This window comes from Nannocystis pusilla, assembly GCF_020073745.1.
GTDB classification, from domain to species: Bacteria; Myxococcota_A; Polyangia; order Nannocystales; family Nannocystaceae; genus Nannocystis; species Nannocystis radixulma.
This window is the reverse complement of record NZ_JAIRAU010000015.1, coordinates 55,460-76,260: the sequence shown is the minus strand read 5'-3', so window position 1 is coordinate 76,260 and position 20,801 is coordinate 55,460. Positions and strand designations below refer to the sequence as shown.

General features: G+C 73.7%; 19 protein-coding genes. 11 read left to right on the top strand and 8 right to left on the bottom strand.

All coding sequences use genetic code 11. The features are described from left to right. Nucleotides 1-52 precede the first annotated feature (52 nt). From K7C98_RS13650 to K7C98_RS13640, 3 genes are read right to left on the bottom strand one after another with little or no spacing between them, the layout of a single operon-like run. The gene (locus tag K7C98_RS13650; protein ID WP_224192072.1) at nucleotides 53-1,789 is read right to left on the bottom strand and encodes a sensor histidine kinase; all 1,737 of its coding nucleotides are present in this window, start codon (nucleotides 1,787-1,789) and stop codon (nucleotides 53-55) included. Continuing rightward, nucleotides 1,786-2,499 carry a response regulator gene (locus K7C98_RS13645; protein WP_224192071.1) on the bottom strand — a complete coding sequence of 238 codons (714 nt, stop codon included), beginning with the start codon at nucleotides 2,497-2,499 and terminating at the stop codon, nucleotides 1,786-1,788. The genes K7C98_RS13650 and K7C98_RS13645 overlap by 4 nt, the downstream gene beginning before the upstream one ends. Before the next feature lie 28 nt (nucleotides 2,500-2,527). Beyond that, nucleotides 2,528-2,953 (bottom strand): CBS domain-containing protein, encoded by a 426-nt coding sequence (locus K7C98_RS13640; RefSeq protein ID WP_224192070.1) that lies wholly within the window; start codon nucleotides 2,951-2,953, stop codon nucleotides 2,528-2,530. A gap of 76 nt (nucleotides 2,954-3,029) precedes the next feature. Between K7C98_RS13640 and K7C98_RS13635 the strand changes: the two genes are divergently transcribed. Further along, on the top strand, nucleotides 3,030-3,473 hold the full coding sequence (locus tag K7C98_RS13635; RefSeq protein WP_224192069.1) for a universal stress protein: 444 nt from the start codon (nucleotides 3,030-3,032) through the stop codon (nucleotides 3,471-3,473). A gap of 22 nt (nucleotides 3,474-3,495) precedes the next feature. Here the strand turns inward: K7C98_RS13635 and K7C98_RS13630 are convergent, their stop codons facing one another. Beyond that, a complete protein-coding gene (locus tag K7C98_RS13630) occupies nucleotides 3,496-5,472 on the bottom strand; it encodes a hypothetical protein (RefSeq protein ID WP_224192068.1) in 1,977 nt (658 codons plus the stop codon). A gap of 251 nt (nucleotides 5,473-5,723) precedes the next feature. Here K7C98_RS13630 and K7C98_RS13625 point away from each other — a divergent pair, with 251 nt between their 5' ends. The 3 genes from K7C98_RS13625 to K7C98_RS13615 are packed head-to-tail and all read left to right on the top strand — an operon-like array spanning nucleotide 5,724 to nucleotide 7,674. Then, a complete protein-coding gene (locus K7C98_RS13625; RefSeq protein ID WP_224192067.1) occupies nucleotides 5,724-6,929 on the top strand; it encodes an NAD(P)-dependent oxidoreductase in 1,206 nt (401 codons plus the stop codon). Then, nucleotides 6,926-7,327, top strand: coding sequence for a sirohydrochlorin chelatase (locus K7C98_RS13620; RefSeq protein ID WP_224192066.1), 402 nt, complete (start codon nucleotides 6,926-6,928; stop codon nucleotides 7,325-7,327). The genes K7C98_RS13625 and K7C98_RS13620 overlap by 4 nt, the downstream gene beginning before the upstream one ends. Further along, complete coding sequence (locus K7C98_RS13615) at nucleotides 7,324-7,674, top strand: hypothetical protein (RefSeq protein ID WP_224192065.1); 351 nt, start codon at nucleotides 7,324-7,326, stop codon at nucleotides 7,672-7,674. The genes K7C98_RS13620 and K7C98_RS13615 overlap by 4 nt, the downstream gene beginning before the upstream one ends. A gap of 90 nt (nucleotides 7,675-7,764) precedes the next feature. On the opposite strand, the gene K7C98_RS13610 is transcribed toward K7C98_RS13615, so the two are convergent. Continuing rightward, nucleotides 7,765-8,649, bottom strand: a complete 885-nt coding sequence (locus tag K7C98_RS13610) for a zinc-dependent peptidase (protein ID WP_224192064.1) — start codon at nucleotides 8,647-8,649, stop codon at nucleotides 7,765-7,767. A gap of 99 nt (nucleotides 8,650-8,748) precedes the next feature. Between K7C98_RS13610 and K7C98_RS44765 the strand changes: the two genes are divergently transcribed. Next, entirely contained in the window at nucleotides 8,749-10,356 is a 1,608-nt protein-coding gene (locus K7C98_RS44765) for a rhomboid family intramembrane serine protease (protein ID WP_224192063.1), read from the top strand. A gap of 162 nt (nucleotides 10,357-10,518) precedes the next feature. Continuing rightward, nucleotides 10,519-12,969, top strand: coding sequence for a serine/threonine-protein kinase (locus K7C98_RS13600; RefSeq protein ID WP_224192062.1), 2,451 nt, complete (start codon nucleotides 10,519-10,521; stop codon nucleotides 12,967-12,969). A gap of 413 nt (nucleotides 12,970-13,382) precedes the next feature. Here K7C98_RS13600 and K7C98_RS13595 read toward each other — a convergent pair whose 3' ends face one another. Next, on the bottom strand, nucleotides 13,383-14,867 hold the full coding sequence (locus K7C98_RS13595; protein ID WP_224192061.1) for a hypothetical protein: 1,485 nt from the start codon (nucleotides 14,865-14,867) through the stop codon (nucleotides 13,383-13,385). Nucleotides 14,868-14,905: 38 nt separating this feature from the next. Next, on the bottom strand, nucleotides 14,906-15,526 hold the full coding sequence (locus tag K7C98_RS44760) for a PilZ domain-containing protein (RefSeq protein WP_224192060.1): 621 nt from the start codon (nucleotides 15,524-15,526) through the stop codon (nucleotides 14,906-14,908). Nucleotides 15,527-15,621: 95 nt separating this feature from the next. On the opposite strand from K7C98_RS44760, the gene K7C98_RS13585 reads away from it, so the two are divergent. From K7C98_RS13585 to K7C98_RS13575, 3 genes are all read left to right on the top strand, one after another. Further along, a complete protein-coding gene (locus K7C98_RS13585) occupies nucleotides 15,622-16,359 on the top strand; it encodes a polyprenol monophosphomannose synthase (protein ID WP_224192059.1) in 738 nt (245 codons plus the stop codon). Nucleotides 16,360-16,421: 62 nt separating this feature from the next. Further along, the gene (locus tag K7C98_RS13580; protein WP_224192058.1) at nucleotides 16,422-17,291 is read left to right on the top strand and encodes an aminotransferase class IV; all 870 of its coding nucleotides are present in this window, start codon (nucleotides 16,422-16,424) and stop codon (nucleotides 17,289-17,291) included. A gap of 777 nt (nucleotides 17,292-18,068) precedes the next feature. Beyond that, nucleotides 18,069-18,455 carry a DUF2493 domain-containing protein gene (locus K7C98_RS13575; RefSeq protein WP_224192057.1) on the top strand — a complete coding sequence of 129 codons (387 nt, stop codon included), beginning with the start codon at nucleotides 18,069-18,071 and terminating at the stop codon, nucleotides 18,453-18,455. A gap of 462 nt (nucleotides 18,456-18,917) precedes the next feature. Here K7C98_RS13575 and K7C98_RS13570 read toward each other — a convergent pair whose 3' ends face one another. Next, entirely contained in the window at nucleotides 18,918-19,184 is a 267-nt protein-coding gene (locus K7C98_RS13570) for a hypothetical protein (RefSeq protein ID WP_224192056.1), read from the bottom strand. 129 nt (nucleotides 19,185-19,313) lie between these two features. On the opposite strand from K7C98_RS13570, the gene K7C98_RS13565 reads away from it, so the two are divergent. Then, on the top strand, nucleotides 19,314-19,799 hold the full coding sequence (locus tag K7C98_RS13565) for a DciA family protein (RefSeq protein ID WP_224192055.1): 486 nt from the start codon (nucleotides 19,314-19,316) through the stop codon (nucleotides 19,797-19,799). A gap of 14 nt (nucleotides 19,800-19,813) precedes the next feature. Beyond that, nucleotides 19,814-20,779, top strand: a complete 966-nt coding sequence (locus tag K7C98_RS13560) for a hypothetical protein (RefSeq protein ID WP_224192054.1) — start codon at nucleotides 19,814-19,816, stop codon at nucleotides 20,777-20,779. Nucleotides 20,780-20,801: the final 22 nt, after the last annotated feature.

The window sequence follows — 20,801 nt, the reverse complement described above, 5'->3', positions numbered from 1 at the left end:
GAGCGGACATGGCCGCACAGACATGCCCGAGCGGACACGCTCGACGGCCGCCTCAGTCGCTCGCGGCCGGCAGCGTCAGCCAGAAGATCGACCCGTGCGGTTCGGCCGGCTCGACCCCGACCTGACCTTTCATCGCCTCGGCCAGGTGCTTCACGATCGCGAGGCCCAGGCCGGTGCCGCCGACCTCGCGCGAGCGGCCCTTGTCGACCCGGTAGAACCGCTCGAACACGCGCGCGCGGTGGCGCGGCTCGATGCCCGGCCCGTTGTCCTCGACCTCGATGCGGACCATGTCGCCGCGCCGGGCCGCCCGCACCCTGATCTTCCCCTCGGCCGGCGTGTACTTGACCGCGTTGTCGATCAGGTTGAGCAGCACCTGCTCGAGCGCCTGCTCGTCTGCCCATACGGTCATGTCCTCCGCGACAGACGACGTGATCTCGATGTGCTTCTCCTGGGCCAGGCGCTCGACCTCGTCGATCGTGTGGGCCACGATCGGCTCGAGCTCGATCTCGTCGGGGCTCATCTCGTAGGTCCCGGCCTCGATGCGCGAGATCTCGAGCAGGTCGGCGACCAGCGCGGCCAGGCGGTCGGCGCTGCGCAGCTGCGCGTCGAGGAAGCGGCGGGCGATCTCCGGCTTCTCGATCGCCCCGTCCAGCAGCGTCTCGGCGTTGGCGCGGATGATGCTGACCGGCGTGCGCAGCTCGTGCGACACGTTGGCGACGAAGTCGCGGCGGACCCGCTCGAGCCGGCGGATCTCGGTGACGTCGTGCATCACCACCACGGCCCCCTGCTGGTTGCGCAGCGGGCTCGCGTAGGCCAGCACCTGCCGCGGCGGCGTCGTCCGCGTCTCGAACTCGCGGCGCTCCGGCTGCCCCGCGAGCGCGCGCTGCACCAATTCAAGGAGCGCCGGGATCGGGATCCGCTCGGCCAGCGTCGACCCGCCGTGCTCGATCGACAAACTAAGGAGCCCGAGCGCCGCGCGGTTGATCAGCGTCAGTTGCTGCGCCTGATCGACCGCGACCACGCCCTCGGCCATGCTCTCGAGCACCGCCTCGAAGCGGCTGCGCTCGGCCGCCAGCATCCCGACCGTCGACTCGAGCTCGGCGGCCATGCGGTTGAGCGAGCCGGCCAGGCCCGGCTCGTCCGGGGTCTCGGATGGTTGCCGCGGCTCCTCGCCCTCGACCGCCCGGCGCGCGTCCGCGACCAGCGTGCGCAACGTGCGGGCCAGGAAGTGCGAGGCCAGCCCGCTCAGCACCACCGCCCCGGCGAGGCTGAGCAGGCCCGCGATCCCGAGCGCGATCCGCAGGCGCCGCACCGCCGCGTCCATCTCCTCGAGCGGGCGCGCCACCCGGAGCGTGCCGCTCACCGCGCCGGCGGTGAACGGCACCGCGATGTACATCATGTCGGTGCCGAGCGTCGCGCTGTAGCGGACCGCCCGCCCCTCGCCGTGCGCCACCGCGTCGACGACCTCGGGGCGGTCGTCGTGCGACTCGACCGTCGCCAGCTCGCTCGCCGCGAGCTCCGAGTCGCCGAGCACCTTGCCCGACCTGTCGATGATCGTCACGCGCGTCCCGCTGGCCGCGCCCAGCTCGTCCGCCACCGCGTCGGCCGGCGCCGTGTCGTACGCCAGCGCGACCCGGCCCACGCGCGCCTGCGCCAGCAGCTCGGCCTGGGCGCGGCCGTGGGCCCACTCGCGGATCTGTCCCTCGAGATAGCCGCCGGCCACCAGCACGACCGACAGGACCAACAAGACCGAGACGAGGAACAGCTTGCCGCGGACGTCCAGCCTCACGGCTCGTCGTCCTCCGACGCGCGCAGGTCGGTCGTGAAGCGGTAGCCGACCCCGCGCAGCGTCTGCACGTAGTCCGCGATCTCGCCCAGCTTCTTGCGCAGGCGGCGGACGTGCGTGTCGACCGTGCGCGTCGTCAGCCCCGGCTGCACGCCCCAGACGTCGCTGAGCAGCGCGTCGCGGGTCTGCACCCGGCCGCGGCGGGCGATCAGCGTCGTCAGCAGGCGGAACTCCAGCGCCGTGAGCGTGACCTCGGCGTCGTCGACCCACACGCGGTGTCCGTCCATGTCGACGCGCAGGCGGCCGTAGGGCGTCGGCGCGAGCGGCGTCTCGGTCGGCGCCTTGCGCCGCAGCACCGCGCGGATCCGCAGCACCAGCTCGCGCAGGCTGAACGGCTTGACCACGTAGTCGTCGGCGCCGACCTCGAAGCCGACCACGCGATCGACCTCCTCGGCCTTGGCCGTCATCATGATCACCGGCATCGCCCGCGTGCGCTCGCCGGCGCGGAGCTGCTGGCACACCTGCGTGCCGGACATGTCGGGCAGCATCAGATCGAGCAGCACCAGGTCGGGCGCCGGCTCGGTCGTAGCGATCTCGAGCGCTTGCGCGCCGGTGTAGGCCGAGCGGGCGCGGAAGCCCTCGCGCTCGAGCGCGTACTCGAGGGTTGCGACCAGGTCGCGCTCGTCTTCGACGATGAGGATCAGCCCCGCCATGCTCGCCCCGGTCCCCGGCGCGGGCGCATCATACACTTTCCGCCTGCGGCGGGGCGGCGGGCGCCAGGACCGCCGCCAGCAGGTTCAGGGCGTCGCTGGTGGTGAAGATCCCGGCCACGCGCCCCTCGTGCATCACCACCGCCGACCCGTACTTGTGGGCGGCCATCGTCCGCACCACCTCGCCCACCGTCACGTCCGGGCCGACGCGATACGGGTCCTGCGTCATCGCCTCTTCCACCTTGACCGCGTCGGGGTCGACGTCCGGCAGCCCCTCGACGAGGTCGATGTCACGCTCGCTGAGGACCCCGAACAGGTACCCGCCCTCGAGCACCGCCAGGTGGGGGATGTGGTGCTCGTGCATCCGCCGGGCCGCGTCGGACAGGGTCTGGGCGCGGCCGATGGTGATCGGGGCCGGCGTCATCACGTCGCGGACCGGGGTACGGTGGTCGACCATGGGCGGGAGGCTACGCTCTCCCGCGCGCATCGAAAAGGTGAACAACCTCCCGCCGCGGATCTAAAATTCGCCGCGCATGTACACCAAGATCCTCGCTGCCCTCGACGGGTCCCCGCGGACCGACCTCGTCCTCCGCCAGGCCGCGGCGCTCGCCGCCACCCACGGCGCCGCGCTCCACCTGTGCCGGGCCGTCAACATCCCGCTCGGCATGCCGGTCGAGGCCTGGTCGCTCAGCGGCGAGGAGCTCACCGCGCGCCTGGTGGAGCTCGCGCACCAGGACCTCGAGCGCTCGCGTGGGAGCCTCACGACCGCGCTCACCGGCGAGATCCACGTCCGCCTCGGCCGACCCGCCCAGGTGATCTGCGACGTCGCCGACGCCATCGCCGCCGACCTCATCGTCATCGGCAGCCACGGCTTCGACGGCCTCGATCGCCTGCTCGGCACCACCGCCGCCCGCGTCGTCAATCACGCCGGCTGCAGCGTCCTCGTCGTCCGCCCCCCGCGCGACGCCGCCGCCTGATCGCCGCGGTCACTCGTCCGCACTACGTCCCGCGGGCCGGCCGCTTGCGCGCCGCGAACCACTCGCGATAGCGCTCCATCTTCGCCTGCTGCTCGCTCGGCGCCCGCCGCGTGCACGTCTTCGCCTCGTCGGTGCCGGCGGGCGCGCCCCAGCGGTGCTCCGCGCAGTCGTTCGGGTTGTACGCCACCTCGAGCGCCCCCGCGCGCGCCACCAGCTCGCCGAGCCCGAGCGACCACTTCGAGCCGTCGCTGCGCACGTACTCGAAGCGGAACTTCGGATCGGCGAGCAGCGTGTCGCGCGCCTCCTCGAGCCGGCGGACGATGCCCTCGAGGTCCTGCTCCGCCGCGAACACCGCCGGCTGCCGCCGCACCTTGTCGCTGAAGCCGCGCACCACGTCGATCGCGATCAGCAGCCGCAGGTCGCGCGCCGGCGTCGAGTACGACTCCCACGAGCCCGTCGTCTCGAACACCGCGAAGCCATCCGGCATCGTGATGGTCGCGCTCGGGCTCTGCTTGAAGAACGCCTCGCCGTTGCCGACCGACGTCACGCGCACGCGCGCCTGCTCGAACAGCGCCGCCACCGCCTCCTCCTGGGCGAGGAACGGGTCGCGCGTGCCCGGCGAGACGATCGCCTCCATGCGGTCGTAGAACGCCTCCGCCGCCAGCGTACCCTGCTCTTGGGACAGGTCACCGTAGTCGGCGTGGGCCGCGATCTCGCGGTCGCCGAGCTGCACCGCTGCCCCCTCGCGGATCACGACCGGGCGGAAGTTCTTGAACCCCGACCCGCCGAGCCCCGGGTCCGGGTTCCACAGGAAGTTGCCCTCCCAGAAGCGCTTGCGCGTGATGCTCCCGTCGGGCTGCCCGTCGACCGCGTACAGCACCCCCGGGCGTCCGCCCTCGCCGGCGAACAGCTCGACCAGCACCAGGATGTGCCCGTACGGATCGGCGTACACCGTGCCCGGGCGCAGCGAGCGGCGGTCGAGGCGGACCGGGTACAGATCGCTGCGCTCGTCGCCGAGCGCCACCCGGCCGTTGCCCGTGTGCACCCCCCACGCCAGCGTGCGGCGCATGAAGTGTTGCACTGCCCCGAGCTGCCCCGGCTGCGGCCCCGAACCGCCGGCCGCGTTCAGGTTGCTCGTCGGCTCGCCGCAGCGCGGCGGCTTGCCCGGCCCGCCGCGCGAGCAGCCGCGGAACGCGAACGGCAGCGACCGCTTCCACGAGTAGTACGCCCGCAGGAAGTACGGCGTGTCGGCGCAGTCGGGCCGCATGTGCAGCCCGCCCTGCTGCGGCGCCGCGTCCTCGCCCCACGCGTACGCGTCATGCAGGATGTTGCGCGCCGGGTCCCGCGTCACCTGGTCGAGCGCCGTGTACGCCAGGTCGGCCCCCGGCTCCGCGTGGAACAGCGCCCGCACCCACGCCGAGTACAGCGCCTCCTCGCCGCTGTCCCACGTCCGCTGGCCCGGCCACACCGCCGTGCTCGCCGGCGGCGGCGCATCGCGCCCCGCCTTCTCGCGCACCTTCACCCTGAGGCACGCCTTGCCGACCCCGCCGCGCCCCGCGACGATCGTCAGCTCGCCCGCCCTGTCCGGCGTCGCCGTCGCCAGCGCGGCCGCCGGCACGCCTGTCCAGTAGGACATGTCCGAAACAGCAGCCCCCTCGACCCGCAGCGCCAGCGCCTCCTCGCCCGCCAGCGTCGCCGCCAGCACCCGCATCGGTTGACCGACAGCGGGTCGGTGCGGCGAGACCAGGATCCCGTACGCGCGGTCGTCGGCCGCCGGACAGCTCCCCGCGTCGGCCGGCGTCGGCAACGGCGCGGGCGTCGGCGTCGGCGCTGCCGCGACCGGCTGCGGCTGCGCCTCGACCGCTGCCGGCTCGCTCGCGGTCGCCGGCGTCGCCGGGCTTGCCGGGGCCGGCCGACCCGCGGCCGTGCTGGCCGGCGGCGTCGATCCACACGCCGCCACCAGGGCGATCACGATCCACTCGACGGGCGCGCGAGGCATCGGCCACCCATAGCGAGATCTCGCAACCACCGCCAGTCTCTTGCGCCGTCGCGGTCCTCCCGCCGCTCGTGTCCCCCTCACCGAACTCCGTCGCAAGGTCTCGAACCGTCATCATCCATCACTTCAACATTCATGCGCCAAATCATCGAAAAAAATCATTATCACGTCACAACATTTCACCAGCTTCCGCGCCCGCTCGAGCGCGCGAGTTCGCGACGGCCCACGCGCCGGGCGTGGTATGGATCGCCGCCATGCTGGTGCTGATCGCCGACAAGTTCCCCTCGAGTGGTCGTGATGTCCTCGCTCGCCTCGGCGAGGTCGTGTACCGGCCGGAGCTGAGCGCCGAGCAGCTGCCTGCCGCGCTCGGCGAGACCCGGGCCGACATCCTGGTCGTCCGCTCGACGGTGGTCAGCGAGACCGCGCTCGCCGCCTCGCCGCCGCTGTCGCTGGTCGTGCGTGCCGGAGCCGGCACCAACACCATCGACACGGCCGCGGCCAGCCGGCGGGGGATCTTCGTCGCCAACTGTCCCGGCAAGAACGCGATCGCCGTGGCCGAGCTGACCATGGGTTTGATCCTCGCCCTCGACCGGCGGATCGTCGACGCCACGCTCGAGCTGCGCCACGGCACGTGGAACAAGAGCAAGTACGGCAAGGCCAGGGGCCTCAAGGGTCAGACCCTCGGCCTCGTCGGCTTCGGCCAGATCGCCCGCGAGGTCGCCCTGCGCGCGCGCGCCTTCGGCCTCAAGCTCCTCTGCTGCACCAACCGCCCGATCGCGCCCGACGTGCTCGAGGCCCACGGCGCCGTCCAGGTGCCCGACCTCGGCGCGCTGCTCGACGCCAGCGACATCGTCAGCGTCCACGTCCCCTACACCAAGGCCAACCACCACCTGATCGGCGCCGAGCAGCTCGCGCGCCTGCGGCCGGGCAGCACCGTCATCCACACCTCGCGCGGCGGCGTCGTCGACGACAAGGCGCTGGCCGAGGCCGTGCGCTCCGGTCGGCTGCGCGCCGGGCTCGACGTCTTCGAGGGCGAGCCGGCCGGCGGCCAGGCCGACTTCAAGAACGTCAGCGGCGAGGTCGGCGACATCTACGCCACCCCGCACATCGGCGCCTCGACCGAGCAGGCCGAGTCGGCGATCAGCGACGAGGTCGTGCGGATCATCGAGAGCTTCGTCGCCCGCGGCATCGTCCACCACGCCGTCAACCTCAACGAGCGCGTCGCTCGCTACAGCCTCGTCGTCCGCCACCTCGATCGCGTCGGCGTGCTGGCCGGCATCCTCCAGGCCTTGCGCGAGGAGCGGGTCAACGTCCAGGGCATGAGCAACACCATCTTCGCCGGCGGCGAGGCGGCCTGCGCCACCATCACCTTCGAGGTGGCGCCGAGCGACGATTGCTTGCAGCGGCTCCGCGATCACGAGGCCATCCTCGCCGTCGAGCTGCGGGCCGCCCGGGCATGAGCGCGCCTCGATCCGGGCAGGCGGTCGCGCTCCTCGCCCACGGCAGCCCCGATCCCGAGTGGTTGAGGCCGGTCGAGCAGATCGCCGGGCGCTTGCGCGTCCTCGCGCCGGAGCTCTCGATCGCGATCGCCACCCTCGAGCACGGCCCCGCCCTCGCCGACGTGATCGCGCGGCTCGAGGAAGCGGGCGTGCGGCGCGTCGTCGTCGTGCCGGTGTTCCTCTCGGGCGGCGGGCGGCACATGCGGCGCGACGTCCCGGAGCTGGTCGCCCGGATCCAGCGCGAACACGAGGGCCTCGAGATCGCGCTCGGCGGCGACGCGCTCGCCACCGACCCTCTCGTGCTCGACGCCCTCGCGGCGGCAGCTCTGCGACGAGTGGAGCTATCCTCCCCGGCATGAGCGCGTACGACGTCGTGTTCTCCAACCCCTCGCTCGATCCCAACCACCCGGTCCAGGGCGACGTGTTCGTCAACGCCTCGGCGAGGAACCTCGTGGTCGTCCTCTCGGTCGAGCTGAACCGCGACCCGCAGCAGCCCGACGCCCGCGTCGTCATCCGCGGCATCGACAGCACCGAGAAGGGCCAGGAGCACGTGATCGGCTTCTCCGCCCCTGCCACGGTCCTGCACACCACCGTCGCCGTCCGCGTCGCCGCCATGGACGACGCCAAGCCTCGCCCCGTCGGCGTCGAGGTCGCCACCCCCGGCGCCGTCTGCACGGTGCGCGTCCTGTCCGTCACCCCCGTGTGATCATCACATGTCTCTTCGGACACCTTCAAAAAGCGTCTGAAGAGACATGTTCGATCGTACCTATCCCTGAGCCCCTGTCCTTTCAGACACTCACCCCGGCAGCGGCTGCCGCAGCGCCCCCGTGTCCGGGTCGAGGTTGAACAGCGTCGCCAGGGCCTCGTACAGGTTCGGGTCCTGCTTGCGCAGCCGGCCCGGCTGTTCGAAGAACACCTCGACCGCGACCGCGAACAGCTCCGCCGAGTTCGTCCCTGCGTAGGCGCGCAGCGGTCCGGCCTGGCGCTTGCGCACCGCCTTCAGGCGGCTGCGCACCATGTCGTCCCACCCCGGCACGGCCGTCCACGCGAAGCGATCGGGCGACCCGTCGGCCGAGCCGTCGGCCATGTCGAGCACGTGCGCCAGCTCGTGCAGCACCACGTTCTCGCCGTCGGGCTTGCGGAAGCCGAACCGGATCTGCTTGCGCGAGAACAGCACCGGCCCCTGCATGTGCACCTGACCGGCGATCCCGTGGTGGTCGCCGGGCTCGCCGTCCTCGTTCCACTGCGTCGGGTGGACGACGATGTCGCGCACGTGCGGCCACTCCCAGTCGGGCCGTCCGTGGCACAGCATCGCCGCCCCGGCGCCGATCATCACCTTCACCTCCTCCGGCACCTCCGCGCCCTGCGGCCCGTAGATCCGGTGCTCGCCCAGGAACACCGCCACGTCGCCCTCGAAGCGCCGCCGCGCCGGCGGCGTCAGCCGCCCGTAGAACGGCACCCGCTTGCTCAGCAGCTCGCGCCACGCCTCCGGCACCGGCGCCGCCGCCAGTCGCTCGCGCCGCGCGATCGGCCGCAGCGCCGCCGTCCGATAGCCGAGCCCGATCAGCGGCCCCACCACCGCCAGCCACCACGGAGCCACCGCCAGGACGATCGCCGTCGACGCCAGCGCGATCGCCAGCGCGATCGCCGACTGCAGACGAACTGCCGCGCGCGCGAGCACCTCGACCGATCTACCCGACCCTCGCGCCCGCGCCTACCCCGGGCCGCTCGCCCCCCGCGCCTACCCGGGCTGTGCCGCCTCGGCTACGCTGCGGGCCGCGTGCCGATCGACGCTCTCGCCCTCCCGCTGCTCGTCGTCACGGCGATCGGTCTGTTCGGCTACGCCCTCTACCTGCGCCGGCTCGGCTGGCCCGACGCCCGCGGCGGCTGGGCGATCGTCGCCGCCATCGTCCTCGCCACCGCGCTCGCGGCCGTGTTCGCGCCGCACGGCGCCGGCTTCGTCGCCTTCGGCCTCTACCTCCTCCTCATCATCGCCCCGCTCTCGCTGCAGACGCGGCTGCACCGGGCGATCGGCGCCGGCGACGAGGAGCGCGCCCGCCGGCTCGGCTGGTTGCTCGCGCGGATCCACCCGACCCAGGCCGTGCGCGAGGAGCTCGAGGCCCTGCCGATCATCCTCGCCCTGCGCGCCGGCGACGACGTCCCGCCGGCCGAGCTCGATCGCGTGTCGCGCGGCATGCCCGAGGTCCGCCGCGCCTTCGACACCATCCTCCTTCACAACCGCCGCGACGTCGACGCCGTGCGCGCCGCCTTCGCCGATCCGGAGCAGCGCGCCGGCCTGTTCGCCCAGGGTCTCGGCGCGATCTACGTCCAGGCCGTCGCCTGCACCGACCCCGACGGCGACGTCCTCGCCGAGGCGCTCGCGCGGGCGATCGCCGGCGACCCCACCTTCAACCAGCCCGAGCGGGCCGCCCGGCTCATCATTCAGGCGCACGCGCTCGCCGGCGACGTCGCCCGCACCAGCGCCCTCGCCGAGGGCCTCGGCATGTACCTCGCGCGCGGCGATCGCGAGGTCCTGCTCGCCCTCGCCGAGTGGTGCGCCGGCCGGCCCGACGCCGCGCGGCGCACCATCGCCCGCGGGCTCGCGCAGCACGGCGACCACCGGATCGCCCGCGCCACCCTCGCCTCGCTCGACGCCATGATCGTGCGTCGTCCGCCGCGTCCCTCCACCACGCACACGCCCGAGCTCGTCCGCCGCCTCGCGGCTTTGCGGCGCGGCGCCCCGGCCCTGCGCGCCGTCTCGACCTTCCTCGGCCGTCACGCCGCGCGCCCGCGCCTCACCTGGGCCTGGATGGCCGTGCTCCTCGGCGTCTACGGCGTCTTCGCCCTCACCGGCGACCCCTACGATCTCGAGCGGCACTACGAGTGGGGCGCCCTCTTCGTCGACTCGTCCTTCGGCATCGGCGACGCCTGGCGGCTCGGCACCCTCACCCTGCTGCACTTCGGCGGCCTCCACCTGCTCCTCAACGTCCTGATGCTGTGGCGCTTCGGCACCTTCGTCGAGGCCCTGTTCGGGCGCGCGCGCATGGCCGCCATCTACGGGCTCAGCGCCGCGCTCAGCGGCCTCGCCGTGGTCGTCAAGGGCGACCCCGTCCTGCTGGTCGGCGCCTCGGGGGCGATCATGGCCCTGGGCGGGGCCGTCATCGCCGCCCTGCTGCTGCGCCGCGACCTCCGGACCAGCCGGATCGGCCGCGCCGAGCTGGTCGCCCTCGCCGTCCTGTTCGGCCTCCAGATCCTCTTCGACAGCTTCACGCCCGAGGTCAGCGGCACCGCCCACCTCGCCGGGATCGCCGCCGGCGTGGTCCTCGGCGCGCTGTTCCTGCCGCGCCGCGACCGTGCCTTTGTGGACATGCTCGAACAGACAGGGTGATTCGGACATGTCCGTTCGAGCATGTCCTCCGCGCGCGCGACCTCGCGCCCCGGGGGCGTACGAGTGTCCGCGTGAGCTGAGCGGTGTCACCGACGCCTCGGGGGGACGCACGAGCTGGCCGGGCCCCCGGCCGCCCGCTCCTGGGATAAGCTGCGTCCGTTTATGGTGACGGGACCGCCGAGCGACAGCGCGACCGGCTCGAGCGGGCCTGACGCCAACGCGCTCCGTTTCGGCCGCTACGTCGTCCTCAGCCGCATCGGCGAGGGCGCCATGGGCGTCGTCTACAGCGCCTACGACGAGATCCTCGACCGCCGCGTCGCCGTCAAGCTGGTGCGCCGGAAGCTCAGCGGCGACGTCCCCGGCCGCGCCCGCCTGCTGCGCGAGGCCCAGGCCTTGGCCCAGCTGTCGCACCCCAACGTCGTCCAGGTCCACGACGTCGGCGAGTGGCACAGTCAGATCTTCATCGCCCTCGAGTTCGTCCACGGCCGCACCTTGACCGCCTGGCTCGAAGAACAGGCGCGCTCGTGGTCCGAGATCGTCGAGGTGTTCGTGCAGGCCGGCCGCGGTCTGGCCGCCGCCCACGGCGCCGGCATCATCCACCGCGACGTCAAGCCCGACAACTTCATGATCGACAGCGACGGCCGCGTCCGCGTCATGGACTTCGGCCTCGCGCTCCCGGTCGGCCTCGGCAACGAGGTCGACCGCGGCCCGGCGCTGTCGCAGTCCGGACGCGAGCTGATGCGGGTCACCGCCGCCGGCTCGCTGATCGGCACCCCCGCCTACATGGCGCCGGAGCAGTTCCTGCGCGAGCCGACCGACGCGCGCACCGATCAGTTCGGCTTCTGCACCGCGCTGTTCGAGGCGCTGTTCGGCATGCGTCCCCACCTCGGCCGCACGATCGACGAGATCGGCCGCAGCGTGCTCCTCGGCGAGCGCGTCCCGATCCCCCCGCGCACGCCGGTGCCGCCGCGGATCCAGCGGGCGATCCTCCGCGGCCTCGACAACGATCCCGCGCAGCGCTTCCCCGACATGCGCGCCCTCCTGGCCGAGCTCGAGCCGCCACCCGAGCGCGGTCGTCGGCGCCTGCGCTGGGCCGCCACCATGGTCGGCATCGCCGCGGCCTCGTTCGCGTTCGTCCAGACCCGCCCCGGCGCCACCTGCCGCAATGCTGCCGAACACCTCGTCGGCGTGTGGGACGAGCCGCGCGGCGCCGCCGTCGAGCGCGCCCTCCTGGCCACGGGCCTCGACTACGCCGCCGACACCGCCGCGCGCGTCCACCAGGCCATCGACGCCTACGCCGCCGAGTGGACCGCCATGCACACGCGCACCTGCGAGGCCCACCGCGACGGCGAGCGCTCGAGCGTCGCCCTCGACGCGCAGATGCACTGCCTCCAGCGCCGCCGCGCCGAGCTCGACGCCCTCGTCGACGTCCTCGCCGAGAGCCACGGCAGCACCGCCATGAACGCCGCCCAGGCCGTCGCCGGCCTCCGCCCCGTCGCCTCTTGCGACGACCCTGTCGCCCTCCTCGACGAGCAGCGCCGCCTCGGCCTGCCCGCCGATCCGGCCGCCGCCACCCGCGTGCAGGCCCTCCAGCGCGACCTCGCCGAGGTCGAGGCGCTGTTCCTCGCCGGCCAGTTCGACCGCGCCGTCGCCCACGTCGACCGGACCATCCACGCCGCCCAGGCCGTCGCCTACCTGCCGACCCTCGCCGAGGCCCTGTTCTGGCGCGGCCGGATCCTCAGCGAGACCAGCTTTGTCCACGAGGCCGCCAGCTCGCTGTGGGACGCCTACCTCACCAGCATCCGCGCCGGCCACCACGCCATCGAGCTGCGCAGCCTTGTCACCGACGTGCACGTGCGCGGCTACGGCATGCAGGACTACGCCACCGCCGAGCGCAACGCCGCGATCGCCGGCGCGCTCATCGCCCGCACCTCCGAGGTCGGCGTCGAGGCCGAGCTGTACAACAGCCTCGCCAACGCCCGGGCCGCCCGCGGCAGCCTCGGCGAGGCCGAGGAGCTGTACCGCGCCGGCATCGAGCTGCGCCAGCGCACCGCGCCCCACGACCTCCTGCCGATCGGCGTCACCAAGGTCGGCCTCGCCGAGACCGTGCGCTCCCTCGGACGCCCCGAGGAGAGCGCCGAGCTGCTGCGCGAGGCCTGGCAGATCCTCGGCAACCAGCTCGGCCCGCTGCACCCGTTCGCCCGCGCCGCCCAGGCCAACCTCGGCCTCGCCTACCTCGAGCTCGGCGACCTCGGCGAGGCCACGAAGCTGCTCGACTCGGCGCTCCCGCAGATGTACGCCGTGTTCGGCGTCGAACGCCCCGACTTCGCCGAGTACTTCACCGCCACCGGCGCCCTGCACCTGGGGCGCAAGGAGATCGCGCGCGCCCTCGCCGATCTCGAGCACGGCTACCTCCTCGCCGAGCGCTCCGGCCAGCCCGCCCTCCGCGCCGTCACCCACTTCGCCCTCGCCCGCGCCCTGTGGGACCACGAGCCGACCCAGCGAGAGCGCGCCCTCACCCTCGCGCGCCAGGCCGAGCGCGACGCCCGCGCCGTCCGCAACGCCAAGCGCCAGCGCGAGATCGGCTCCTGGCTGGCCCGACGCGCCCCCTAAGGCCGACGCGCCGCCCCACCGGCGCATGTCCATGCGAGCATGTCTTCAAGAACATGCTCTTCAGAGCATGCCCTTTTAGACATGCCCGAGTAGACATTTCAAAGCGAGGTTCACCCTCACCTCAGCGTGATGCCGAGCCCGCCCATCCCTCGCACGGCGACGAGCGGGGCCCACGACCTCTCTCCGCAGGGGCGACCCGGGGACGGCGCAGCGGGAAGCAGCGGGGGGCTCTGCACCTGGCGCGCAGACGCCGGGCCTATCCTCGCACACGCCCCACCCGCCTGCGGCGTCGAGCACCTGGTGAGGAAGGACCCGCGTCGCAGGGACCCGCTGCGCCGTCCCCGGGCCGCCCCCGCCACGCTCTCCACGCCCCGCGACCCCGCACACGCGACTCTGCGCGCGAGCACGAGCTCTCAGCGCGGCAGCAGCCCGGCGTCGCGGCTCGCCAGCGCGAACGTCCGCCGCACCTGCGCCTCGCCGGCCTCGCCCCCCGCCGTGCGGGTACGCAGCGTCGCCAGGCTGTCGTCGTCGAGCCGGTCGAGCACCGCGCGGGCCACCTGCGCCGCCAGCCCGCCCGCATCGGCCCGCCGCAGCAGCTCGCGGCACGCATCCGGCCGCTCGCGCAACGCCAGCACCGCGCGCCACAGCCCGCGCCGCCGCGCCGTCCCCTCCGCCTGCCCCGCCTCCTCGCACCACTGCCCGGCAGCCTCCGCGATCGCGCCCGCATCGCTCCAGCTCCACGGCGCCCGCACCGGCCACTCGCGCGTCCCCTGCTCGGGCGGTGGCGGCTCGAGCTTGCGCGCCTCGGCGATCCGCCGCTCGAGCAGCGCCTGAAAGTCGCCGAGATCGCGCTGCGTGAGGATCGACCGCAGCGACTCGACCACCGGCCCCATCCCGAACGGCGCCGGTTGTTCGCCAGCCAGGAACAGCGCCCGTTGCAGCGCCAGATCGATGAACCCGTGATCGACCAGGCGGTCGAGCTCGTTCGGCAGCGGCAGCAGGGACTCGGGCGTCGGCGTCACCCCGCGCGACTTCAGCCGCTCCGCCACCCCGCGGCCCTGCAGGTACCGGCGGGCCCGCTGGCGCTCGACCGCCAGCAGCGCGTCGTCGCCGGCGTGGGCCGTGCGCTCGAGCGCCAACATCACCCGCATCAACTCGTCCTCCGTGGCCGCGAACAGGTTCTCGAGCCCGGCCACGCGCCGCTGCCAGTACGTCTGACAGAACGAGCGTCCAAAGTGGAGGAAGCGCCCCGCGAGCAGGCGCCCGAACGGCGGCAGCGGCTGCCCCGGCGGCAGCCCCAGCTGCGCCAGCGCCTCGCGATAGACCCGGGCCAGCAGCGCCGCCGCGCGGGTCCGCTGCTCGTGCGTGATCCCGCTCGCCGTCTGGGCCCCGATCGCCCGCAGCACCCCGCCGAGCGCCGCCTCGTCGATCGGGCTGACCAGCGCCGTCACCGGATCCGGCGCCTCCGCCGGGTTCAGCGAGCCTGTGCTCGGGCGGTCGATCGCCGCCAGCCGGGCCAGCCCCGCCAGGTCGGGCGCGGCCGCCAGCTTCGGCGCCAGCGCGGCCGCCTCGGCCGGAGTCGCCGCCTGCAGCAGCGCCGCGCGCAGGGCCGCCGTGCTCGCCTGCACTTCGGGGCATGTCCAAACGAGCAGCACCGCGTCCTCGCCCGATCCGGCCGCCGCGGCCGCCGCGAGCCCCGCGCAGTCGCCCGCCGGAGCCGCGGCCACCGGCCCCTCCGCGCCCGCCGCCCCCGCGCTCAGGTCGGCCTTCACCCCCGGCAGCACCTCGACCGCCGGCGGCCCGCAGCCGAGCGCCAGCGCGGCCGTACCGATCCACATGCCCCTGCGGACCTGTCCGATCGCCCAGCCGGCGATCGCTCTGACTGTCCCGCGGAACATGTCCGTTCGAACCTGTCGCATCGCGCAGCCTGCCCGCGTCACTGATCGACCAGCCGGCGGATGACCTCGCGGATCCGCGTCAGCCCGCCCGAGTTGCGGCGCATGAACTCGACGCCGACGCCGTCGGGGTGCTCCGTGTTGCGTACGATCGACGTCAGCTCGAGCGGCCGGGCCCCCCCGGGGGTCGTGATCTCGATGATGATCTCCTCGCCGAGGGCCAGCCCGGCGTCGGTCAGCAACAGCGCCCCGGCCTCGGAGATCTCCGAGATCGTCGCCGCCAGCAGGTCGCCCGCGTCACTGCGTCGCCACCGGATCTCGACCAGGACCGGCTGGCGCAGGTGCCGGCGGCGAGGCGCCATGGTCGCCTTTCCGAGCGCCACCTCGCGGAGGAACTGCAGCTTGCGCCACTCGCTCCCCGCGCAGCGCAGGACCCCGCCGGCGCGCACGCGCAGGCGCGGGCGGGCCATGTGCCATTTCTTGCCGATCGCGCGGACCAGCATCTTGCCGTTCATCCCGGTGAAGAACACCTCGGCGAGCACCTCCTCGCCGGGCTCGAAGCGCTCCGTGGTGAACACCTGGAGCGCCTGTTCGTCCCCGGCCGCGCGTAGCGCCGCCGCGAAGGCCTCTCCGGACGCGTAGTGGCAGCGGATCCGTCGCACCGTGAAAATCTCGGGCGCCGGGGAAGATAGCAGTCCGGCTCGCGGCCTCGCAACCCTGCGCCGCGGCGAGGTAATCTGCGCGGGCTGCCCGGACCATGAGCGCCGCCGAGTCCCCACGCCCGCTCGTCCTCCTGCCCACCTACAACGAGCGGGACAACGTCGAGCCGATCACCGCGGCGATCCTCGCCGCGCTGCCCGACGCGCGCGTGCTGATCATCGACGACGGCAGCCCTGACGGCACCGGGGAGCTCGCCGACGGCCTCGCCGCAGCCGACGCCCGCGTCCACGTCCTGCATCGCCGCGCCAAGGAGGGCCTCGGCCGCGCGTACCTCGCGGGCATCGACTGGGCGCTCGAGCACCCCTCGCGCTTCACCCACATCATCACCATGGACGCCGACTTCTCGCACGATCCCGCGTACCTCCCGGGGCTGCTCGCGGCGGTCCACGGCGGCGAGGGCGGCGCCGACTTCTCCATCGGCTCGCGCTACGTCTCCGGCGGCGGCACCCGCGGATGGAGCCTCGGGCGGCGCCTGCTGTCGCGCGGCGGCGGCCTCTACGCCCGCACGATCCTCGGCTTCGGGCTCCGCGACCCCACCGCCGGCTACGTCTGCTACGGCCGCGGCGCCCTGGCCGCCCTCGATCGCCGCGCCGTGGCCGCCAGCGGCTACGGCTTCCAGATCGAGATGAAGTACCGCCTCGTGCGCGCCGGCCAGCGCGCGCGCGAGCTGCCGATCGTCTTCCCCGACCGCGAGCGCGGCGCCTCGAAGATGACCCCCAAGATCGCGCTCGAGGCCGTCGGCCTGTGCCTGCGCCTCCGCCTCCGCCGGTCCTGACGGACATGCCCCTTCCACCCTGTCTCTTTCAACCTGTTCCTTCCGACATGTTCTGAACGCCCATGCCCGCATCTCGCGTCTTCCTGTCCACCATCGGCCGCCCCCTCGACCCCGCCGACGCCGCGGTACCCGTGCTCGACCGCGGGTTCTTGTTCGGCGACGCCGTGTTCGAGACCCTGCGCACCGCCGGCGGCCGGCCCGTCGCCTGGACCGCGCACACCGAGCGCTTGCGCCGGAGCGCCGCCGGCATCGGCCTCGAGCTGCCGTGGTCCGACGCCGAGCTGCGCGCGCGCGTCGACGCCACCCACGCCGACACCGGCAACGCCGACAGCCTCGTGCGGATCGTCGTCACCCGCGGCGTCGGCCCGCTGATGCTCGACCCGCGCCGGGCCGTCACCCCGACGCTCGCCGTCCTCGCCGTCCCGCTCGACCTCCCCGACGAGGCCGGCTACGTCCGCGGCCTGCGGGCTCGGATCGTCGACGTCACCCGCGTCCCCGCCACCGCCCTCGACCCCGCCTTCAAGACCGCCAACTACCTGCCCAACATCCAGGCCCTGCGTCAGGCTCTGGCCGCCGGCGACGACGAGGCGATCCTCATCAACCCCGCCGGCGTCGTCGCCGAGGGCGCCACCAGCAACGTCTTCGCCGTCCTCCAGGGCGTCGTCTACACCCCTCCCGTCGACACCGGCATCCTCCCGGGCATCACCCGCGCCGCCGTCCTCGACCTCGCCGGCAAGCTCGGCATTTCAGCCCAGGAGTCCGCGCTCCACCCGTTCGACGTCCGCTGCGCCGACGAGGTCTTCCTGACCTCCTCCGTGCGCGGGCCGATCGCCGTCACCAGCGTCGACGGCCACCCGATCGCCGCCGGCACCGAGGGCCCGCTGACCGCCCGGATCCGCCGCGCCTACGCCGACACCCTGGCGACCTTCTGACCTGTCCCTCGGGACATGGCCTTAGCACCAGGGGCCTGCCTCCACGACGTTCGACGAGCTCGTCGAACGTCGCGGGTGCTCCGGGTGATCGCGTGCCCCGGGTCGCGCTGGCTCCGCGCGCTGCAGGCTGTTGCATAACTTGGCGATCAGTGGATCCTGGAACAGCCTTCCTTGGGATGAATGGCGTGCCGGCGGTCGCGCCGCCGATCAGGCAATCGCGTGTCCGGCTCGCGCCGCGGCTCGTCATCGAGGGCGCGTCTCGCGGCGCCGCCGGTGGTCGCGCGCCCGCGGGCGCGGGGCCTGGCGGCCCGGGGACGGCGCAGCGGGTCCCTGCGACGCGGGTCCTTCCACACCAGGTGCTCGACGCCGCAGACGAGCGGGGCGCGTCCGTGGATTGGCCCGGCGTCTGCGCGCCAGGTGCAGAGCCCCCCACTGCTTCCCGCTGCGCCGTCCCCGGTCCGCCCTGTGGAGAGTGTGGTGGCCCCGCTCGTCGCCGCGCGGGTGAGCCTGCTCCCCGGCCATCGCATGCGTGACGGATGGAGAGTCGAGGGAGCAGCGTTCGGCAGGAGCATGTCCGTATGAACATGTCCGTTACGCCATGCGCCGCCGTATCGTCGGCACTGGGAATCGCAACGCCGGGCGCGCGGCGACTCGCTAACCTGTTGCTTCAGCCTGTATCGTCGACCCGAGATCTCGCGGCGCTCGACGCTCGCCCGGTTCCGCAGCCACGCCGCGATGATCTCCCCGAGATCACGAGCGCGTATCAACCATGCCGCGATGAACCGCGAAGCCGGCTCACGTCGACCGATGCGCGTGCTCGTCGGTGGGGCCGTCGCCTGGACCGACACCGACGCGATCGCCCGCGAGCTCTCGAAACTACCCGCCGGAAGCACCGTGATCCACGGCGACTCACCCGGCGCCGACGCGCTCGCCGGCTTCGTCGCGGCGGCCCTCGGGCTGGCGGTTCAGGCGATGGCGAAGTCGCAGGAGGACCGGCGCCGCTTCGGCCGGGGCGCATGGAAAGGCCTCAACGAGCGCATGCTCGCCGCGGGTGCCGAGCTCGTCCTCGTGTTCCACCCCGCCATCGCCGGCAGCCGCGGCTCCAGGCACCTCGTCGGCCTCGCCCGCGCCGCCGGCATCGCGGTCCGCGTGCTCGACGGCTGACACGCGCCTCTCCACCTGCGACCGCGCCCCGCACCGTCCGCTCATCGAAGAGTTCGATCGCCTCACCCGCCGAACAACCAGTTCGACCATCGCGCTGGCCACCGATCGCCGACGAGCCCGAAGCTCACCCGTCCGGCCGGCCACGCCGTACAACCAGCGCGCTTCCCCGGCACGGCGACGAGCAGGTCCCCGCGCACAACGAGCGCGCTTCCCCGCACCGCGACGAGCGGGGCCCCGCGCGCAACGAGCTCACTTCCCCGCACGGCGACGAGCGGGGCCCCGCGCACAACGAGCGCGCTTCCTCGCACGGCGCCCCGCGCCCCCGAACTCGCGAAAATCCCGCCCCACGACTGCCCCCGCGCCTCCGAACTCGCGAAAATCCCCGCCACGCGACTCGGGCACGCCAACCCCGGAATGCCCGCGCCCGCCCAACATGTCCCCGAGGACATGCCTGAACACACCTTACTCTTCAGCCCTGTCCGATCCGACCTGTCCGGTACAGCGCTCTCTCGCCACCACCTTCGGCTTCGCCGCCGGCGTCGCCGTCACCACCGTCGTCGCCCCGCGGCGCGTCCGCAGCCAGCGCGACGCGGCCGCCCCGGTGCGCCCGTCTTCCGCGCCCATGCGCAGCGATCCGCCGCGCGGTTTGGGCGCCGCCGCGCACTCGCCCGGCACCAGGGCTGTCCCGCCGGCCCGGAGCACCAGCGCCCGGTCGGGTTCGGCGAGCACGCAGATCCGCGGTGGGTCCGCCGGGCGGCAGGCCCGCGCGTCCGTCCGTTCCCAGCCGGATCGCGCCGCGCAGCCCAGCGTGAGGAGCGCCGCCGCCCAGACCAGCCCGCTGTGGCACACTCGGGGGCGATGGCTCGTCGTCCTCGCCGATCGTTCGCTCGCGGCCCCCAGCCGCTCGCTGACGCCGTCTGGGGTCTCGTCAAGTCGATCGTCCCCGACCACTTGATCCGGCTCGTGCACGTGCGTGCCGCCTGGGAGCGGCTCAACATGCCGTGGCTGCGGGGTCGGGCCTATCCGCTCGCCGTCGTGAAGGACGAGGTCATCGTCGTGGTCGAGGACAGTCAGTACCACCACGAGTTGATGTACTCGCGGGACGAGCTCCTGCACAAGCTCCAGCAGCTCGCGCCCGACGCTCGTCTCGGCCGCCTGCGCTTCCGCCTCGGCGTCGTCCCGCCCGCCGGCCCGCGGCCTGCTGCGCTGCCGGCTCCGCCTTCGGGTCCGCCGCCCATGAGCGCCGAGCCGAGCGACGGCACCTCTCGCGCGCTCGCCGACGTCGTCGATCCCGAGCTGCGCCAGGCCATCGCCGGCGCGCGCGTCCTGCTCGGTCGCGCCTGACCGCACCTGTCCTCATGGTCATCCACCCGCGCCACCTCGCCCTCGCCTGCGTCCTCGGCCTCCCCGCCTGCGGCGCCGCCGAGCCCACGCCTGCCGCGCCCGCTCCGGCCGGCGAGCCGGCCCCCGGCGCGCCCGGGGCTGGCCTCGCCGGGTTGTTCGGGCCCAAGGAGCAGGAGTGGCGCTTCGAATTCAAGGAGCCCAAGGCCGGCCCGCGCGCCCCCGTCACCGCCGCCATGCACAGCGAGGTCGGCCTGCACCGCGTCGCCGACGTCGAGGCCCTCGCTGCGCGGCTCGGCCTCGGCTGCAGCGACACCTCGATCCGCGCCACCATGGAGGGTCGGCGCAAGGCCGAGCGCAAGCGCATCGAGGAGGCGCGCGCGCGCGGCGAGGACGCCGTCACCTCCGCCTCCTTGCTCGATCGCAAGAGCAAGCGCGAGGCCAACCCGCAGGTCCGCTACAGCTGCCCCAAGACGCGCAGCCAGCAGCTCACCGATCGCCCGCGACCCTCCTCCGAGGGTCGCCTGTTGTTCGTCTTCGACAGCGCCGAGCACCCGCTGCGTCACGTCTCGTACCAGCGGACCTCCAAGGATCCCGCGCCCGCCCTCGCCGACTACCAGGACGCCGTCGCCTTCTACACCGGCGTCTACGGCCCGCCCACGCGCACGCCCTCGCGCGAGCTGCCTGCGCCCGACGCCGACGGCGCCGTCGAGATCCCCGTCGCCACCAACTTCGAGACCGAGTGGGCCTTCTCCGATCTTTTGGTGAAGGTCAGCCTGCTGCGCTACGCCAGCCTTATCACCGTCGGCGAGCGCGTCGAGGTCCCGCCGGGGATCCGTCCCGACGCCCCGCGGCTCGGCAAGCCCGCGCCCGCAGACGCCGCCGGCGACGCTGCCGCCCCGCGGCCTGCGGGCGAAGCACCCGCGATCGGACCTGCGGGCGAAGCACCCGCCGCTCCGCCCGCCCCGGCGCCCGGGCCGTGAGCATCCTTTATTAAAAGCCCTG

Coding starts and splice junctions, on each gene's coding strand:
- K7C98_RS13635 (WP_224192069.1), top strand. CDS start 3,030: ATGTACACCAAGATCCTCGCTGCCCTCGACGGGTCCCCGCGGACCGAC.
- K7C98_RS13640 (WP_224192070.1), bottom strand. CDS start 2,953: ATGGTCGACCACCGTACCCCGGTCCGCGACGTGATGACGCCGGCCCCG.
- K7C98_RS13615 (WP_224192065.1), top strand. CDS start 7,324: ATGAGCGCGTACGACGTCGTGTTCTCCAACCCCTCGCTCGATCCCAAC.
- K7C98_RS13560 (WP_224192054.1), top strand. CDS start 19,814: ATGGTCATCCACCCGCGCCACCTCGCCCTCGCCTGCGTCCTCGGCCTC.
- K7C98_RS13585 (WP_224192059.1), top strand. CDS start 15,622: ATGAGCGCCGCCGAGTCCCCACGCCCGCTCGTCCTCCTGCCCACCTAC.
- K7C98_RS13600 (WP_224192062.1), top strand. CDS start 10,519: ATGGTGACGGGACCGCCGAGCGACAGCGCGACCGGCTCGAGCGGGCCT.
- K7C98_RS13645 (WP_224192071.1), bottom strand. CDS start 2,499: ATGGCGGGGCTGATCCTCATCGTCGAAGACGAGCGCGACCTGGTCGCA.
- K7C98_RS13565 (WP_224192055.1), top strand. CDS start 19,314: ATGGCTCGTCGTCCTCGCCGATCGTTCGCTCGCGGCCCCCAGCCGCTC.
- K7C98_RS13630 (WP_224192068.1), bottom strand. CDS start 5,472: ATGCCTCGCGCGCCCGTCGAGTGGATCGTGATCGCCCTGGTGGCGGCG.
- K7C98_RS13625 (WP_224192067.1), top strand. CDS start 5,724: ATGCTGGTGCTGATCGCCGACAAGTTCCCCTCGAGTGGTCGTGATGTC.
- K7C98_RS13595 (WP_224192061.1), bottom strand. CDS start 14,867: ATGTTCCGCGGGACAGTCAGAGCGATCGCCGGCTGGGCGATCGGACAG.
- K7C98_RS13575 (WP_224192057.1), top strand. CDS start 18,069: ATGAACCGCGAAGCCGGCTCACGTCGACCGATGCGCGTGCTCGTCGGT.
- K7C98_RS13620 (WP_224192066.1), top strand. CDS start 6,926: ATGAGCGCGCCTCGATCCGGGCAGGCGGTCGCGCTCCTCGCCCACGGC.
- K7C98_RS13580 (WP_224192058.1), top strand. CDS start 16,422: ATGCCCGCATCTCGCGTCTTCCTGTCCACCATCGGCCGCCCCCTCGAC.